This window comes from Kitasatospora sp. CMC57, assembly GCF_045866025.2.
GTDB lineage: Bacteria > Actinomycetota > Actinomycetes > Streptomycetales > Streptomycetaceae > Kitasatospora.
This window is the reverse complement of record NZ_AP035881.2, coordinates 4,766,261-4,782,568: the sequence shown is the minus strand read 5'-3', so window position 1 is coordinate 4,782,568 and position 16,308 is coordinate 4,766,261. Positions and strand designations below refer to the sequence as shown.

The 16,308-nt window shown below is 71.5% G+C and carries 14 protein-coding genes and 4 tRNA genes; 8 read left to right on the top strand and 10 right to left on the bottom strand.

Translation table 11 applies throughout. The annotated features are described in order from the left end of the window. Positions 1-85: 85 nt before the first annotated feature. The 6 genes from ACKUU6_RS21515 to ACKUU6_RS21490 form a co-directional block, all read right to left on the bottom strand. Positions 86-1,555 carry an MmgE/PrpD family protein gene (locus ACKUU6_RS21515; protein ID WP_407990192.1) on the bottom strand — a complete coding sequence of 490 codons (1,470 nt, stop codon included), beginning with the start codon at positions 1,553-1,555 and terminating at the stop codon, positions 86-88. 83 nt (positions 1,556-1,638) lie between these two features. Further along, positions 1,639-2,592, bottom strand: coding sequence for a diacylglycerol/lipid kinase family protein (locus tag ACKUU6_RS21510; protein WP_407990191.1), 954 nt, complete (start codon positions 2,590-2,592; stop codon positions 1,639-1,641). A 71-nt stretch (positions 2,593-2,663) separates the two neighbouring features. Beyond that, a tRNA-Gln gene (locus tag ACKUU6_RS21505) sits at positions 2,664-2,752 on the bottom strand. Positions 2,753-2,764: 12 nt separating this feature from the next. Further along, a tRNA-His gene (locus tag ACKUU6_RS21500) sits at positions 2,765-2,853 on the bottom strand. A 12-nt stretch (positions 2,854-2,865) separates the two neighbouring features. Beyond that, positions 2,866-2,954: transfer RNA gene (locus ACKUU6_RS21495), tRNA-His, on the bottom strand. Positions 2,955-2,966: 12 nt separating this feature from the next. Then, positions 2,967-3,055: transfer RNA gene (locus ACKUU6_RS21490), tRNA-Gln, on the bottom strand. Positions 3,056-3,231: 176 nt separating this feature from the next. Here ACKUU6_RS21490 and ACKUU6_RS21485 point away from each other — a divergent pair. From ACKUU6_RS21485 to ACKUU6_RS21470, 4 genes are all read left to right on the top strand, one after another. Next, entirely contained in the window at positions 3,232-4,236 is a 1,005-nt protein-coding gene (locus ACKUU6_RS21485; RefSeq protein WP_407990190.1) for a DUF2156 domain-containing protein, read from the top strand. Between the two features lie 26 nt (positions 4,237-4,262). Beyond that, positions 4,263-4,427: a hypothetical protein gene (locus ACKUU6_RS21480; RefSeq protein WP_407990188.1), complete on the top strand. Its 165-nt coding sequence runs from the start codon at positions 4,263-4,265 to the stop codon at positions 4,425-4,427. 249 nt (positions 4,428-4,676) lie between these two features. After that, positions 4,677-5,807: a fatty acid desaturase family protein gene (locus ACKUU6_RS21475; protein ID WP_407990187.1), complete on the top strand. Its 1,131-nt coding sequence runs from the start codon at positions 4,677-4,679 to the stop codon at positions 5,805-5,807. 78 nt (positions 5,808-5,885) lie between these two features. Continuing rightward, the gene (locus tag ACKUU6_RS21470) at positions 5,886-7,250 is read left to right on the top strand and encodes an MFS transporter (protein ID WP_407990186.1); all 1,365 of its coding nucleotides are present in this window, start codon (positions 5,886-5,888) and stop codon (positions 7,248-7,250) included. 91 nt (positions 7,251-7,341) lie between these two features. Here ACKUU6_RS21470 and ACKUU6_RS21465 read toward each other — a convergent pair whose 3' ends face one another. The 4 genes from ACKUU6_RS21465 to ACKUU6_RS21450 all read right to left on the bottom strand — a co-directional run bounded on the left by ACKUU6_RS21465 (position 7,342) and on the right by ACKUU6_RS21450 (position 10,477). Continuing rightward, positions 7,342-7,620 carry an acyl carrier protein gene (locus tag ACKUU6_RS21465; RefSeq protein ID WP_407990185.1) on the bottom strand — a complete coding sequence of 93 codons (279 nt, stop codon included), beginning with the start codon at positions 7,618-7,620 and terminating at the stop codon, positions 7,342-7,344. A gap of 78 nt (positions 7,621-7,698) precedes the next feature. Continuing rightward, positions 7,699-7,881 (bottom strand): acyl-CoA carboxylase subunit epsilon, encoded by a 183-nt coding sequence (locus ACKUU6_RS21460; RefSeq protein ID WP_407990184.1) that lies wholly within the window; start codon positions 7,879-7,881, stop codon positions 7,699-7,701. A 15-nt stretch (positions 7,882-7,896) separates the two neighbouring features. Next, positions 7,897-9,558, bottom strand: a complete 1,662-nt coding sequence (locus ACKUU6_RS21455; protein ID WP_407990183.1) for an acyl-CoA carboxylase subunit beta — start codon at positions 9,556-9,558, stop codon at positions 7,897-7,899. Positions 9,559-9,658: 100 nt separating this feature from the next. Next, positions 9,659-10,477: an AfsR/SARP family transcriptional regulator gene (locus ACKUU6_RS21450; RefSeq protein WP_407990182.1), complete on the bottom strand. Its 819-nt coding sequence runs from the start codon at positions 10,475-10,477 to the stop codon at positions 9,659-9,661. Between the two features lie 313 nt (positions 10,478-10,790). Here ACKUU6_RS21450 and ACKUU6_RS21445 point away from each other — a divergent pair, with 313 nt between their 5' ends. From ACKUU6_RS21445 to ACKUU6_RS21430, 4 genes are all read left to right on the top strand, one after another. After that, positions 10,791-11,066, top strand: coding sequence for a hypothetical protein (locus ACKUU6_RS21445; protein ID WP_407990181.1), 276 nt, complete (start codon positions 10,791-10,793; stop codon positions 11,064-11,066). Further along, positions 11,063-13,372 (top strand): TOMM precursor leader peptide-binding protein, encoded by a 2,310-nt coding sequence (locus ACKUU6_RS21440; RefSeq protein ID WP_407990180.1) that lies wholly within the window; start codon positions 11,063-11,065, stop codon positions 13,370-13,372. Before ACKUU6_RS21445 ends, ACKUU6_RS21440 begins: the two co-directional genes overlap by 4 nt. A gap of 86 nt (positions 13,373-13,458) precedes the next feature. After that, positions 13,459-14,946, top strand: a complete 1,488-nt coding sequence (locus tag ACKUU6_RS21435) for a SagB family peptide dehydrogenase (RefSeq protein ID WP_407990179.1) — start codon at positions 13,459-13,461, stop codon at positions 14,944-14,946. 209 nt (positions 14,947-15,155) lie between these two features. Continuing rightward, positions 15,156-16,301: a sensor histidine kinase gene (locus tag ACKUU6_RS21430; protein ID WP_407990178.1), complete on the top strand. Its 1,146-nt coding sequence runs from the start codon at positions 15,156-15,158 to the stop codon at positions 16,299-16,301. Positions 16,302-16,308 lie beyond the last annotated feature (7 nt).

Below are 16,308 nucleotides of genomic sequence, written 5' to 3'. Positions count from 1 at the left end.
AATTCCGAGCGGGAAAGTCGGTATTTCCAGCTGAATCGACTTGATGGTGACAGAACATTCTGACTCCCCGCTGACGCGCGGCTGATCAGCGCAGCGCGGCCGAGATCCACTCCTGCAGCTCGTCGGCCGCCATCCCGTCCAGCCGGTCGGCCGCGGCCGCGACGTCCTTGTCACCGCCGAACTCGACGAACTTCTCCCGCATCAGTTCGGCGTGGTTGGCCCGGGTGTGCGGTCCTGCCGCCGCCAGCGGGACGAGGCGCTCCCTGGAGGCCGTACGGCCGTCGGTCAGCCGGACCGTCACCCGGGCTCCGGTGGCCTTGGTGGACGCGGAGAAGTCGCCGGGCTGCCGGCTGTTCGCGGCGTCCACCGCGAGCTTCGCCTCCGCCTCGCCCGCGAACTCGCGCAGCCACGGCTCGGCCGCGTCCCCCGCCTGCCGCAGCGCCTCGCCGAACGGGGCCTCCGAGGCGAACAGCGCCCGGGTGAACTCGGGGTCGTGCACCAGCCGGACCCGCTCGGCGACCTGCCAGCGGCCCCGGTCGTTCAACAGCGGCGCCGAGAAGTCGTTGACGGTGAGCCCGCCGGTGAGCAGCGCGGTGGCCACCGGGTACGGCGTGTGCAGCACCAGCGCGCCGAGCGGTGATCCCGGCCCGGCCACGTACGAGGCGGCCTTGCGGCCGGCGAACAGCGTGTACAGCGACGCCTCGACGACCACCTCGGCGATCTCGTCGGGTCGGATCGGGCCCAACTGCCGGCGCAGGTCGGCGGCGCAGTCCACGGCGGCGTCCACACCGGGGCCGCCCGGATGCATCTTGAACGAGAGGGTCTCGGTGTGCCAGCGCTCGCCGAGGCCGGCGTTGACCGCGTCCGGCAGCGGGACGTTGGAGAACCTGTCCAGGAAGCCGTCCGGGTGCTCCAGGATGTCCGGCGCGCCGCGCAGGCCGACCCGGGCCGCGTCGCAGGCGTCCATCGCCGTGCGGACGGGCGTGAAGGAGTTGAACAGCCGGGCATCGCTGGCCAGGAAGGCCCGCATCAAAGGCCAGTTGGGCATCGCGAAGGCCAGGCCGACGGCGCTGGTCCACACCACGTCGTCGGCCCCCTCGCAGTGCAGCCGGCCGCAGACCGCCCCGGCCAGGTGGGTGTGGACGGCGCTGTGGCCGCGCAGCGGTCCCAGGGTGGCGGCGGCGGTGATCCTGGCCGCGCACTCGTTGGCCGCGACCACGGCCGCGACCAGCGCGGCACCGTCCAGCCGGCGGTCGTACGCGTAGGCGAGCGGCACGGCGACGGTGGAGTTGGAGAGGTGGCCCGCGTATGCGGTGTCGTCGAGGTTGAGGAACGACCCCAGCCCGGACAGGACGCAGGCGGAGAGCCTGGCGTCGTGCTGCAGCGGCGGGCCGAACGCCTCGACCATCCGGCGGCCCAGCGGGTGCTCGGCACCGGCCCGGATCGAGGCCAGCTGGGAGAGCACCTGACTGGCCGCCAGCGAGCGCACCCGCGCGGGGATGTCTTCCGGGCGCAGCCAGGCAGCCCAGTGCGAGAGTTCCTTGAGGACGGGCACGGTGGGGCTCCCTGAGATCGGGCGGCCCGGCACGGAACGGCCTCGGGGCCGCAGCCAGTTGCACTGTCCGGAGGCGCGGGACCCTACGTTCGGGCGGCGCCCCAGACGGGGAGGGCGCCGGGCAGGACCTCCAGGGTCATCGACGGCCAGCGGCGCTCCTGCAGTTCGCCGTCGTGCTCGAAGCAGAGCGGCGTGGCGTCCAGGCGCTCGACCACGATCCTGCGGCCGCGCCCGTAGGCGACCCCCGGCAGATCGAGGTGGCGGGCCTCCCGGGTCAGTTCCGGCACCTGGGTCGGATGCACCTCGGCGCCGATGACGCAGACGTCGAGCAGGCCGTCGTCGAGCTCCGAATGCGGCAGGACCTGGTACTGGCCGCCCCGGTAGCGGCCGCCGCCGACGTTGGCGAGCACGGTGTCGCCCTCGTGCAGCACGACGCCGTCGACGGTGACCCGGCCCGGGTAGGGGGTGAACGCGGCGGCGGTGTCGGCGAACGCCTTCGCGTAGCGGGCCCTCCCGGTGAGCGGGATGCTCCGCGCGGTGACCAGCGCCTCGGCGATCACGCCGGAGCAGGCCCCGAGCAGCACCAGCTCGTCGGTCTCGGCGAGCAGGGCCAGGTCGATCCGGTGCAGCTCCGCCTCCCCCGTGCCGTCCAGCGCCGCGGTCAGCGCCTCGGCCCAGGGGCGCTCGCCCCAGAGCATCCGGTAGTCGGAGTTCCCGGTCCCCGCGGGGACGATGGCCAAGGCGGCCGCCGTCCCGTGGCCGGGGCGGGTCATCCCCTCCACCACCTCGCGCACCGTGCCGTCGCCGCCCACCGCGACCACCAGGTCCGGGGCCGGCACGCCGCCGTCCCCCCGGAGCGCGGTCCGCACCGTTTCGGTGGCGTCGCCGCGGTGCGTGGTGCGGTGCAGGACGACGGCGTCGAGGCGCGCGGAGCAGAGCCCGGTGACCTCTTCGAGCAGTGCCGCATGCGTGGTCCCCGCCGTCGGGTTGGCGATGATCAGGGCCCGCCGGGGGCGCTGGACAGCTGCGGATCCCATGCTCAAGTCTCCAGACACGATGCCGACAGCCTCGATCGGCCGCCGGCGGAAGCCGACGGCCGATTCGGACGCGGAGAAGGCAGGATTCGAACCTGCGTGGGCCTGAACCCGACCAGAGCCAAAGCCCCGGCCCCCGATAAACCACTCCGGGCACCTCTCCCTCTGCACTACGCGGAGAAGGCAGGATTCGAACCTGCGTGGGCCTGAACCCGACCAGGACCATAGCCCCGGCCCCCGATAAACCACTCCGGGCACCTCTCCCTCTGCACTACGCGGAGAAGGCAGGATTCGAACCTGCGTGGGCCTGAACCCGACCAGAGCCATAGCCCCGGCCCCCGATAAACCACTCCGGGCACCTCTCCCTCTGCACTACGCGGAGAAGGCAGGATTCGAACCTGCGTGGGCCTGAACCCGACCAGAGCCAAAGCCCCGGCCCCCGATAAACCACTCCGGGCACCTCTCCCTGATCCGGCCCGGTTTCCCGTGCCGTTCACATGGACAACAGTGCCCGGTTCTCCTGATATCCGCCTGACACCCCGCTGACGCGTACTCGCGGCTTTTTACGCCCCTTTCCCGGTGCCATTTCCAGGTGCTCTACTTTCCTCACCGCCCATTCACCCCGGAAGGGATCGACACCTGATGTCACCCATCACCGCCACCGAGACCGAGAGTCCGGTCCTGCAAGCCGTACGCACCCACACCCGGTCCGAGAACCCGAGTGCGTTCCTCGCCCTCAACAGCGGCAACAGCGTCTTCACCACCCCGGGCGCCGACGGCGTCGTCGTCTACCGCCGCACCGGCCGCCACCTGGTCCAGTTCGGCGGCCCGTTCGCCTCCGCCGAGTCGTACGACACCCTGCTCGACGGCTTCACCGCCTTCGCCCGCGAGCAGGAACTCCAGCTGGTGAGCGTCCAGTTGCAGCGCTCGGACGCCGACCGCTACGCCGACCGCGGCTTCACGGTGAACCAGCTCGGCGCCTCCTGGGCCGTGCACCTGCCGGACTTCACCCTGCGCGGCACCCGCTTCATGCAGCTGCGCAACAAGATCTCCAGGGCGTTCCGGAACGGGCTCCAGGTGCAGGAGGTCCCGGCCGACCGGTGGGAGGGCGCGCTGCAGGAGATCGACGGCGCCTGGCTCGGTTCGAAGGGCGACCACGCCCGTCAACTGGAGTTCCTGGTGGGCCAGATCGGCGGCCCGGTCCAGTCGCACCGCCGGCTCTTCCTCGGCACCATCGACGGCGCTCCGGTGGGCTACATCTCGTACTCGCCGGTGTACGGGAGCCGGGCGGGCTGGATGCACGACCTGAGCCGCCGGATCCCGGGCGGCTCGCCCGGCCTGATGGAGGCAATCAACTCCGCCGCCATCGACGTGTTCCGCGCCGAGAGCGTGGACTGGCTGCACTTCGGCTTCACGCCGTTCACCGGCCTGGACGCCGCGCACGAACTCCCTGGCCACAGCCTTTCGTTCCAGTGGCTGATGCACTTCCTGTGGGCCGAGGGCGAGGCGGTCTACCCGGCCCAGACCCAGCTCGCCTACAAGGAGAAGTGGGCTCCGGACGTGCTGCTGCCCGAGTACGTCGCCTTCGACGGGCCGGCCTCGCTGGCCTCCTTCGCGCACATCTTCCGCGCCTGCAACGCCTTCTGACCCGACCCCACGAGGAGAGACCCGACATGTCCGAGCAGCAAGCACCCGACACCGACGCGCTCAAGCAGTCTCTGGTGGAGTCGTTCATGGCCATCATCGGGGCACCGGACGACCTGGAGGTCGCCCGGGCGGCCGACCAGGTGGTCCGCACTCTCGACGAGCGGCTGACCGCCGAGTCGGTCGCGGCCTGAACCGGCCCGCACCGGCGGTAGTACGTCGAGAGAATGACGCCGGGTCAGGGGCCGATCAGCGCCGCATCAGCGCGGTGCCGGATTCTGGCCCCTGTCCGGCGTCCGGCACCGCGATCTCCGCGCCTCTCGGCCCCAGTGGCGGCCGAGCCCGTACGCCGCTTGCGGACCTCACCATCCCGCCGCGCCTCGCGTCACTTGACGGCAGCGCCGTCAGCCACGACCGGGCGCCTGCCCCAAGGAGCTCACGGCATGCAGTCTCCGCACGTCAGCCAGGCCGAACCTGGCGCCCTCGACACACTCGACGCTCCCGGCGGCCCGAAGCAGGCCACCACGGCGGGAGTCGGGGCCTCCGCCACCTTCTCCGAGCTGCTGAAGCGGGTGAAGGCCGAGGGGCTGTTGGACTTCGACCGCCGCTACTACGTCTGGCGGCTCGTCCTCAACACCACGATGATCCTGGCCGGCCTGGCCGTCTTCTTCGAACTCGGCGAGTCCTGGTGGCAGTTGCTGGTCGCCGCCTGGATGGGCCTGTGCGGTGCGCAGAGCTCGTTCATGTGGCACGACGCCGGCCACAAGTCGATGTTCCGCAGCAAGAAGGCCGCCACGGTGGTCGGCTACTTCCACGCCAACTTCGTGAACGGGGTCAGCTACGGCTGGTGGGTCAACCACCACAACCGGCACCACAGCCACCCGAACCACCTGGAGCTCGACCCCGACATCGGCCGCCGTACGGCGATCTTCGACATCAAGCAGTACGCCAGCCGCCGTGGTCTGCAGCGGTTCATCGTGCGCTACCAGAGCGTGCTCTTCTTCGTCCTGCTGACCCTTGAGGGCTTCAAGATGCAGCGGACCGCCGTCAAGGCGATCGCGAAGGGCGAGACCAAGTACCCGGTGCTGGAGTCCGCGCTGATCGCGCTGCGGGCCGTGCTCTACCTGGGCGCCGTGTTCGTGGTCCTGCCGCCCGCGATGGGCGTCGCGTTCGTCCTCGTCCAGACGGCCGTGCTCGGCGTGTACTTCGGGTTGCTCTTCGCCCCGAACCACAAGGGCATGGACGTCCGTGACGGCGAGGAGGAGACCCTCGACTGGCTGGAGCGCCAGGTGCTCACCTCGCGCAACATCACCCCCTCGCCGCTGATCGACTTCCTCTACGGCGGCCTCAACTACCAGGTCGAGCACCACCTGTTCCCCGCGATGGCGCAGAAGCACCTGGCCCGCGCACGGGAGCTGACCATGGAGTACTGCGCGGAGCGCGGGGTGCCGTACCGCGAGGTCGGCTTCTGGGCCTCGTACCGCGAGGTCGCGAGTTTCCTGCACGAGGTCAGTGCGCCGGTCCGGCGGGGCGAGGGCGACGCGCTCGCCGCCGAGGCCCTGCGGGCCGCCTGACCGTACCCGTCCGTCGTCGACCACTCACCGCCCCGGCCACCGTGCCGGGGCGGTTCAGCAGAGGAGCCGGTAAGTCCCATGCTCGACCAATCAGTCCGCGTGGCGGAGCCGACGCCACGGCCCTCGATCGGCGATCGGCTGGACCGCATGCCGATCACCCCGATCCACCGCAGGCTCACCGCCATCGTCGGCGTGGGCCTGCTCTTCGACACCTTCGAGAACAACCTGTCCGGGACGATCTCCAAGGTCCTCCAGCACGAGTTCGCGTTCGGCGGCGACACCCTGAAACTGGTGCTGGCCTCGGCCTTCGTGGGCCAGTTCCTCGGCGCGCTGGTGCTGGGGCGGGTGGCCGACCGGATCGGCCGACGGCGGGCCTTCCTGATCAACCTGGCGCTGTACTCCGGGTTCTCGCTGCTCGGTGCCTTCTCCCCGAACGCCGAGTGGCTGATCGCCACCCGATTCCTGGCCGGCATCGGCATCGGCGCCGAACAGGCGCTCTCCGACTGCTACTTGGCCGACGTACTGCCTGCGGGGAAGCGCGGCAGGTACACCGCGTGGGCGTACACCATCGCGTTCTGCGGCGTGCCGGCCGTGGGCTTCGCCGCCCTGTGGCTGGTACCGCTCACCCCGCTCGGGATCGCCGGCTGGCGCTGGCTGTTCGTCCTGGGCTCGCTGGGTTCGGCCGTGGTGTGGGTGCTGCGGCGGCAGTTGATCGAGTCGCCGCGCTGGCTCGCCTCGGTGGGCCGGCACGCCGAGGCCGAGCTGCTGGTCGCCCGGCTGGAGGGCCGGCCCGCCGGGGACCCCATGACCGGGCCGGTCGCGGTGGAGCCGCCCGCCGTCCGGGCCCGGGTGCGGGAGATCTTCCGGCCGCGGTACGTCAGACGGACCGCGATGCTCTGGATCTTCTGCGTCCTGTCGGTGATCGGCTACTACGGCTTCGGGGCGCTGGCCCCGCAGATCCTGGCCGCCAAGGGGTACGGCATCGTGGCCGGGCTGGGCTACACCGCGCTCTCCTTCGTCGGCTACCCGATCGGCTCGCTGCTGTCCGTGCCCGTCATGGACCGGATCGAGCGGAAGGTGCTGGTGGCGCTCTCCGCCGTCGCCATGGCGGCGGCCGGCCTGGGCTTCGCGTACGCGGGCTCGGCGGCGCTGGTGGTGCTGTTCGGCTTCGGCTACACCGTCGCCAGCAACATCTTCTCGACCGTCTCCCACGTCTACCTCGCCGAGCAGTACCCCACGTCCATCCGGGCCGCGGCCTCCGGCGCGGCCTACTCGCTGTCGAAGCTGAGTGCGGCGGCCCTGCCGTTCGTGCTGCTGCCGGTGCTGCAGTCGCACGGTGCCGGTCCGCTGTTCGCCGTGATCGCCGCCGCCATGGGGCTGTTGACGGCCACCGTGCTGCTGCTCGGCCGTCGCACCACCGGCGCGTCGGTGGACGCGGCGTAGCGCGTACGGCAGACCCGCAACGCAGAGGGCCCGTTCACTCCGTCGAAGGACGGGGGGAACGGGCCCTGGCGTCGGCGGCCGCGCCGGTGGGTCAGCCGGCGTTGGCGGACGCCCGCTGCTCCTGGGCGAGGAAGGCCGCCATCGCCGTGACGGTCGGGTGCTCCCACGCCACCGCGGGCTCGAGGTAGAGGGCGAACTTCTCCTCGATGTCGCCGAACAGGCTCAGCGCCGCGACGGAGTCCAGGCCATACTCGACGAACGGCACTTCGGTGTTGATCTCCGTCTCCGGGCGGGAGAGGTGGGTGGCGAGCCGCTCGGTCAGCCAGCTCTTGATGTCGTGCTCACGATGAACGGATCCTGGGGTTGTCATCAGATGCTCCTTCGCAGTGGCGTCTCGCCGCAGGGTGCACCGCCACACTCAAGGGCCGCTCGAACGGCCCTGGACGGCTCACGCGGCGGTCTGCCAGCTGGCCGGTGGTGCGTAGTTGACGCGCCGCCAGGCGCAGTGCCGTTCGACGGTCGGCTCCGCCGGGGCACCGGCCGGGCCGGCCGGGCGCAGCCGGAGCAGGACGGCGGTCAGGGCGGCGAGCTCCTCGTCGGTCAGCGAGCCACGGGTGATGGTGATGGTCATGCTGGGTCCCCTCGACTACATCGGCGGGTTGCCGTGTTTGCGGCTGGGCAGGTCGGCGTGCTTGGTGCGGAGCATGGCGAGTGCGGAGGCGAGGACGGCGCGGGTTTCGGCCGGGTCGATGACGTCGTCCACCAGGCCGCGTTCGGCGGCGTAGTAGGGGTGCATCAGTTCGGTCTTGTATTCCTTGATCTTCTGCGCGCGGGTCGCTTCGGGGTCCTCGGCGCCGTTGATGTCGCGGCGGAAGATGACGTTGGCGGCGCCTTCGGCGCCCATCACGGCGATCTCGTTGGTGGGCCAGGCGTAGGACAGGTCCGCGCCGATGGAGCGGGAGTCCATGACGATGTAGGCGCCGCCGTAGGCCTTGCGCAGGATCAGCTGGATGCGGGGCACGGTGGCGTTGCAGTACGCGTAGAGCAGTTTGGCGCCGTGGCGGATGATGCCGTCGTGTTCCTGGTCGACGCCGGGCAGGAAGCCGGGGACGTCGAGCATGGTGACGAGGGGGATGTTGAAGGCGTCGCACATCTGGACGAAGCGGGCGGCCTTCTCGCTGGCGTTGATGTCCAGGACGCCGGCGAGGGACTGGGGCTGGTTGGCGATGATGCCGGTGACGTGGCCGTCGATGCGGGCCAGGACGCACAGGACGTTGGTGGCCCAGCGTTCGTGGATCTCCAGGAACTCGCCGTGGTCGACGATCTCCTCGATCACCTTGCGCATGTCGTAGGGGCGGTTGCCGTCGGCGGGCACCAGGTCCAGGAGGGAGTCGTTGCGCCGGTCGACGGGGTCGTCGGTGGGGGCGGCGGGCGGCATCTCGCGGTTGTTCTGCGGCAGCAGCGACAGCAGGAAGCGCACTTCCTCGATGCAGGACTGCTCGTCGTCGTAGGCGAAGTGGGAGACGCCGGAGACGCCGGAGTGGACGTCGGCGCCGCCGAGGCCGTTCTGGCTGATCTTCTCGCCGGTGACGGCCTGCACCACGTCGGGGCCGGTGATGAACATCTGCGAGGTCTCGCGGACCATGAAGATGAAGTCGGTCAGCGCGGGTGAGTAGGCGGCGCCGCCGGCGCAGGGGCCGAGCATGACGGAGATCTGCGGGATGACGCCGGAGGCGCGGGTGTTGCGCTGGAAGATGCCGCCGTAGCCGGCCAGCGCGGTGACACCCTCCTGGATGCGGGCACCGGCACCGTCGTTGAGGGACACCAGCGGCGCACCCGCCGCGATGGCCATGTCCATGATCTTGTGGATCTTCTGCGCGTGCGCCTCACCCAGCGCGCCACCGAAGATCCGGAAGTCATGCGCGTACGTGAACACGGTCCGGCCGTGCACGGTGCCCCACCCGACGATCACACCATCGGTGTGCGGCTTCTTCCCCTCCAGACCGAAACCCGTCGCCCGGTGCCGCCGCAACGGCTCCACCTCACGGAACGACCCCTCGTCCAACAGCAGGTCGATCCGCTCACGCGCCGTCAACTTCCCCTTCGCGTGCTGCGCCTCGGTCGCCTTGTCGCTGGGGCCGCGCACCACCTGCGCGCGGAGTCCGTGCAACTCGGCCACCCGCCCCCGCGCAGCGGTGGGCGGGCCGGGTGAGTCGGGTTCGGGCGCGGGACGCTCCGCGCTGGACGGGTTTACGCTGCCGACGCCGATCGCTGCGGAGCCGGCCTCCTGATCCTCGACGGTGGTCATGACAGCGGACCGTAGGAACGGTGCCTAGAGCGGTACTCGGTCCGTGCTCGACCTCAACCGGAGACCCGCTCGGGCGGCCGACCAGCCGGCCGGCCGCCGCTCACCCGACCAGCCGGTTCAGCTCCAACACCGGTTCGCCGTCGACCAGATCGAGCCTCGGGTCGGCCGCCAGCAGCGCGATGTGCAGGCGCTGCAGCCGGGCGGACGGTTCGATGCCGAGCTCCGCGACCAGGGTGCCGCGCAGCCGCTGGTAGGTCTCCAGTGCCTGCCAGGCCCGGCCCGACCGGTACTGGGCGAGCATGAACTGCGCGTGCAGCCCCTCGTGCATGGGGTGGCGGGCCGAGAGCACCGTCAACTCGCCGAGCAGGTTGGCGTGCCGGCCCAGCCGGAGGTCCGCGGCCACCCGGCCCTCCAGCGCGCCGAGCCTGGCCTCCTCCAGCCGCAGCACCTCGATCTCCAGCACCCGGCCGACCTGGACGTCCACCAGGGCAGGTCCGCGCCACAGCTTGAGGGCCTGCCCGAGCAGCATCGAGGCGGTCGCGTCATCCCCCGCGGCCAACGCGGCCTGTCCAAGACCGAGGATCCGCTCGAACTCGGAGCTGTCCACCTCGCCCGGCTGGACGTCGAGCAGGTAGCCGCCGTGCCGGGTGACCAGCACCTCCTTGGCCGCTGCGCGCTGGTCCGTACCGAACGCGGTCGCGAGCCGTCTGCGCAGCTGGAGGATGTAGGTCTGGAGCGTGGTGGTCGCGGTGCGGGGCGGTTCCTCCCCCCAGATCTCCTCCATCAGCGTCGGCACGGTCACCATCTGATTCGCCTGGAGCGCCAGGAGGGCCAGGATCTGCCGCGGCTTGGCCGCGGTGGGAAGGATCGACGTCTGTTGCTCATGAGCGACGAAGGGGCCCAGAAGATTGATCTGCACGGATCCGCCTCCTTTCGGGAGCTGAGTGTGCGCCCCGGGCGGAGGGGCGGCGGGCAAGCCCGACCGGGCCCTCGCCGGCGCCTGGTGCCAACACCACCGCACCCGGATGCGCTCTCAAGAGACTGCCATGCGCGCAGGCCGCTCCAACAGTGAGATCTTCACGGGTTGAGCGGGAGTTCACCCCGGCTGCGGGCATGAGAAGTTCACCCTCGACGCATGACGGTTCCACTGTCCCGGCGCCGTCCGAATCACACAGACTTCCGTGACGTACGACCCACCCGTTCGGACAGTCTTCAGCAACCGGAGAGACCTCGTGCGTACCACCGATCTTCCCCTCCGACCGTCCACCCCCGACCTTGAGTGTGACTGGCGTTTCGCCGAACTCGTCGTCTGGACGCACCTCGACCCGGAGCTCCGCGCCCGGTACGCCGTCGACCCGCGGGCGGTGTTGGCCGAGTTCGACGTGGTGCTGCCGACCGGCACGGCCGTGCCCCCGCTCCGCCGCCCGCAGCACCCGCCGGTGGTCGTCGAGGACCTCGGCCGGGCGGCCGCGGCCATGATGAGCATCTGTCTGAGTCCCGGCGAATGAAGCCTGACGTCCGGCGCGAGACGCCGTCGCCACGCGGCTCCCTGGTTGGGTTCAAGCGCCACTTACGGGCCGAGGTGGTCGCCGGGGACGGTGTCTACCTGATCTCGGAGCGCGGCACGACCCGTCTGCACGGCCCCCATCTGGAGGCCGTGGGACCGCTGTTGGACGGTACCCGGGGCATCGCGGCACTGGTCCGCGATGCCCGGCCGGGGGCGACGGCCTCGGAGATAGCCGAGCTGCTCTGCTCGCTCTCCGAGGCGGGGCTGGTCTCGTACCGCGCCCGCGCCCCGCACGAGAGCGGCTCCCCTGCCCGCCGGGCCGCCGAGGCTTACTGGGACCTGGCCGGCCTGGACGGCCCGCACTCCGCCGAACGGGCGGCCACTGCCAGGGCCAGGGTCCTGACCGTCGGTCAGGTGGACGGCCCGGTGGTGCGGCAGGCGCTGGAGGACGCCGGACTCCCCTGCCTCCCTCCCGAGGCCGGGATCGAGGACGCGGACCTCACCGTGGTGGTCTGCGACGACTACCTCGCACCGGGGCTGCGCCGGATCGACGCCCGGCAGCGGGCGGCCGGACGGCCCTGGCTGCTCGCCAACCCGACCGGCTCGATCACCTGGACCGGACCGGTCTTCGAACCGGGTACGGGCGCCTGCTGGTCCTGCCTGGCCCACCGGCTGCGCGCCCACCGGCAGCCCGAACTCGCCCTCCAGCAGGCACTGCGGATGCGCGAGGCACCACAGGGCCCGGCCGCCTCGCTGCCGGTGACCCGGGGGCTCGGCCTGCAGCTGGCCGCCCTGGAGGCCGTCAAGTGGCTCGCGGGGCACCGGAATCCGGGGCAGCGGGCGGTCCACACGCTCGACACGCTGACCCTGGAGGCCCGGACCCACACCCTCGTGCACCGCCCGCAGTGCCCGGAGTGCGGCACCCCCGCAGCCGGATCGGCCGCGGCCGGCCGGCCGGTGGTGCTGCGCTCCCGGCCGAAGACCTCCACCCGGGGCAACGCCCACCGCTCGCTGACGCCGCAACAGGTGCTGGACAGGTACGGACACCTGGTGAGTCCGGTGACCGGCGCCGTCAAGGAGATCACCCGCTCCCGGTACGGGCCTTCGTTCCTCAACTCCTTCATCTCCGGCCACAACCTCGCCACCCACTCGCCCGGCCTGCCGGGCACCCGGCAGTTCAGCGGCGGCAAGGGCGCCACCGAACTGGATGCCAGGGTCAGTGCGCTGTGCGAGGCGCTGGAGCGCTGCTCCGGCACGTACGAGAACAACGAGCCGGTGGTCCGGGACACCCTGCGGGGGCTCGGCGAGGCGGCCGTCCACCCCAACCGCAGCCAGCTGTACGACGAGCGCCAGTACCGGGACCGCGACCGGTGGAACGCCGGGCACTCCGGCTTCCACCACGTCTGCGATCCGCTCGACGACCACACCCCGATCGACTGGACGCCGGTCTGGTCGCTCACCGGGGACCGGCAGCGGCTGCTGCCCACCTCCCTGCTCTACTACGACGCACCGCGCCCGGTGCCCGGCAAGCACTTCGCCCGGGCCGACTCCAACGGGTGCGCGGCGGGCAGCAGTCTGGAGGACGCCGTCCTCCAGGGGTTCTTCGAGCTGGTGGAACGGGACGCCGTCGCCCTGTGGTGGTACAACCGGACCCGGCAGCCCGGGGTGGATCTCGCCGCGTTCGCGGACCCCTGGATCGGCGAACTCCAGGAGGTCCACAGCGAGTTGGGACGAGAGGTCTGGGCGCTCGACCTGACGGCCGACTTCGGTGTCCCGGTGGTCGCCGCGCTGTCCCGGCGGACGGACAAGCCCGCCGAGGACATCGTGTTCGGCTTCGGCGCCCACTTCGACCCGGCGGTGGCCGTCGGCCGGGCCCTGGCCGAGATGAACCAGCTGCTCCCCGGCGCGGTGGGAGCCGCCGCCGACGGCACCGGCTACACCCTGCGGGACGCCGACGCGCTCCGCTGGTGGCGCACCGCCACCACCGCCTCCGAGCCGTACCTGCTCCCGCACGACGGTCTGCCGGCCACCGTGCCCGGCACCCACCCCCACGTCACCCGCGCCGACCTCAGGGACGACGTCACCGCCGCCGGTGAGCTCGTCCGCCGCCACGGTATGGAACTGCTCGTGCTGGACCAGACCCGCCCGGACATCGGGCTGCCCGTGGTGCGTGTGGTGGTACCGGGGATGCGCTCCTTCTGGGCCCGGTTCGGCCCGGGGCGCCTGTACGACGTGCCGGTCGCACTCGGCCGGCTCGCCGAACCGACGGCCTATCAGGACCTCAACCCGGTCCTGATGTTCGTCTAGGACCGGTCCGGGACCGGCTCCAGCGAGACTCCAGCGCTGTCCGCCACCCTCGGGGTCCCGAACGGATTCGATGCCGGAGACCGACCGTGATCGTCTCGCCCGACCCCGAAGATCTGGCGCCGCGACGCCTGTGGTCGCTGCGGGAGGATGTCCACGTCGAGCTGCCCGTTCCGGGCGGGGACGTACTGCTGCACAGCCGTTGGAAGACCGAGCGGGTGGTCCGGCCGGACCGGACCACCCGCGAGGCGTTGCTCCGGATGCGGCTGGGTCCGGTCTCGCTCCGGAACGTGCTGGACGGCGCCGAGGACGGCGCCGAGGAGCGGCTGTCCCGGACCCTGCACGGGATCCGGCACCTGGTCGTCCGCTCCATCGGGATGACCGGCTCGCAGTCCCCGGTGCTGTCGTTCGTCCCGATGTCGCCCAGGGCGGAGCTCGACCTCCCCGATGTCGCTCCGGACCGGCCGGTCCGGCTGTCCCGCTTCGCCCATCTGCACAGCGAGGGCCGGGGCTTCGTGATGGAGTCCCCGCTCTCCCTGTTCCGGGTGGCCGCCCACCGCGGCGCGGGGGCCGAGCTGCTGGCCTCGCTCGGCTGGACGGCGACGCCCGAGGAGCTGCTCAAGACAGTCCCGCTCCCACCCGCCGTCCTGCTGGACCTGCTCGCCCACCTGCTGGCGGCCGGGCTCGTGATCACCGACGAGGAGCAGCAGGGCGAGCTCCGGTCCGCCTTCGCCGAGCCCACGTTCGCCGAGGACAGCGACCCCGTGCTGGCCACCTGGTCCCCGGTGGACCTGCTCTTCCACACCCGGAGCACCACGGGCCGGCACGACCACGACTTCGGTGCCACCTTCGCGCACACCCTCCGCCTGGTGCCCGAACCGGCCGTCCGGCCGCTGCCGGACGGGCCCCGGTTCCCGCTGCCACGGCCGACGGTCCGCGACACCACGGCCGACGCCCCTTCACCACTCGCCGCCGCGCTCGACGCCGGGCCGCGCGAAGGCTCAGCCGTGGGTGAGTTGACGATGACTCAGATCGGCGAGCTGCTCCACCGGTCCCTGCGGGTCCGCTCGGTGTCGACGGACCCGGCCGCCCCGGCCGCGTACCAGGTCAGCGACCGTCCCTACACCAGCATCAGCGGGAGCCACCCGCTGGAGGCGTACCTCACGGTCACCCACTGCGCCGGGCTGCCGCCCGGCATCTTCCACTACGACCCCGCCGAGCACCGGCTGACCCTGGTGAACGGGGACCAGGCCGACCTGGCAGAGATCCTCACCTGCATCCGGGCCGCTGCGGGACTCACCGCGACCCCTTCGGTGACCATCACGCTGACCGCACGGTTCCCGCGCGTCAGCTGGAAGTTCAGCGCCCTGGGCTACGCCCTGGTGCTCCGCGACACCGGCGCCGCGCTGCAGACCCTGGCCCTGGTGGCCGCCGCCATGGGCCTGACCACCGCCGTCCTCGGGAACTCGGACCTCGACCTGGCACCCCGCACCGTGGGCCTCGACTGGCGGTCCGAATCCCCGGTGGGCCAGCTGATCATCGGCCCGTCCCGCGCTCCGGCCGACGGCCACCGCTGACCGACCGGCCAAGTCGGCTGAATTCCATGCCGGACCGACCCCCCACCCCGTACGCTCGGTCTTGGAATCGGCAAGTCGGAAGGGCACGGATGGGCGTCCAGTCGGGAGAAGGGCAGCCCTCGGCCTCGCTGCCGCACGCAGCTCGCCGGGCACTCGGGCGGTTACGCGCCGCGGTACGGCGCCCACCTAGGGACGCGCCGGGGACTCCGGTGCCCCGGTTCGCGCTGTTCATCCTCTGCTTCGTGCTGATCGCGTTCATGGTGCAGGTCTCGGTGAACCTCTCGGTGGCGAGACCGGGCCACACCACCCCGGTGATCGGGATGGTGTGCTTCGCCGTCATCGACGTCATCCAACTCACCCACTCACTACCCCAGATGGCCGCGTTCCGGCGCAGGTACGGTGGGTGGACGCTGGGCGCCCAGGCCCTGCTGACCTACCTGCCGATCATCCTGTTCGGCGATGTCTGGGGCGCGGCCGGCGGGTTCCTCGCGGGGTCGGCGCTGCTCCTGCTGCCGACCGCCTGGGCCTGGGTGGCCTTCACGCTGGTGACGCTCTCCATCCCGGCGATCGCGGTGGCCAACCACAGCGACTTCCAGAACACGGTCTACGTCGTGATCTCCACCGCGCTGAGCGGTCTGGTGGTGTACGGCCTCAGTCGGCTGGCCGGCCTCGTGGTCGAACTGCACCGGGCGCGGGAGAAGTTGGCCCAGATGGCGGTGGCACAGGAACGGCTGAGGTTCGCCCGGGACCTGCACGACCTGCTCGGCTACAGCCTGTCCGCGATCACCCTCAAGAGCGAGGTGGCCATCCGGCTGGTGCCCAAGCACCGGGGCCGGGCGGTCGACGAGTTGACCTCGATACTGGAGATCTCACGTCAGGCGCTGTCCGACGTCCGGGCCGTCGCGAGCAGTTACCGCGACATGTCGCTCTCCGGCGAGGTCGCGGCGGCCGAGGCGATGCTCCGCGCCGCCGACATCGACGTCGAGGTGCGGGTCTCCCGTACCCCGCTCGCCCTCGACGGGCAGTTGGACACCGTGCTGGCCACCGTGCTCCGCGAGGCCGTCACCAACATGCTCCGGCACAGCAAGGTGCAGCACTGCCTGATCGACACCGTGCAGGAGGGCTCCCTGGTCAGGCTCACCATCGTCAACGACGGCGTGACCGACGAACCCGAGACGGCCGTCTCCGCCACCCGGAAGTTCAACGAGCGCAGCGGGAGCGGGCTGGCCAACCTGGACGGCCGGGTGACGGCGATAGGAGGACGACTCACCGCGGGCGTCCAGCCGGACGGCCGGTTCCAGGTGGTCGCCGAGGCGCCGCTCGAACCGGCTGTGCACCTGCGAGTGGCATCCTGAGGCGCCG